This window comes from uncultured Aquimarina sp., from assembly GCF_947492405.1.
In the GTDB taxonomy this organism is placed as follows: Bacteria; Bacteroidota; Bacteroidia; order Flavobacteriales; family Flavobacteriaceae; genus Aquimarina.
The window spans coordinates 1-443 of the sequence record NZ_CANLMP010000029.1 but is presented as its reverse complement, the minus strand read 5'-3'; the positions used below and the strand labels follow the sequence as shown (position 1 = coordinate 443).

At 37.2% G+C, this 443-nt stretch carries 1 protein-coding gene; it reads right to left on the bottom strand.

Annotated features, from left to right (window positions below; translation table 11 throughout):
* A partial coding sequence (locus tag Q0829_RS27515) for a DUF11 domain-containing protein (RefSeq protein ID WP_298549306.1) occupies positions 1-443 on the bottom strand: 443 nt, incomplete at both ends.

The following is a 443-nucleotide window of genomic DNA, read 5'->3' as shown; positions in this document are numbered from 1 at the left end:
TCACTTGGATCATCTGGAGTAGTATTAGTATCTGTTTGATCTAAAGTAACTCCGGTAACTGTATTAGTAATCGTATCATCACTAGTGCCTGCATCGACTGTAGCTTCTAATACTAAAGTCACTACATTTCCGCTATCAATATCTCCTACTGTCCAGATTCCTGTTGTATTATCATACGTTCCTTGACTTGGTGCATCAGAAACATACGTAACTCCAACTGGTAATTGATCAGTGATAGATACAGTAGTAGCTCTGGCTGGACCATTGTTCGTAACTGTGATTGTATAGTTAACTGTACCTCCTTCATCTGGAGTAGCATTATCAACTATTTTAGCAATTACTAAATCTACTTCGTTATTTACTACGATATCCTCACTTGGATCATCTGGAGTAGTATTAGTATCAGTCTGATCTAAAGTAACTCCGGTAACTGTATTGGTAAT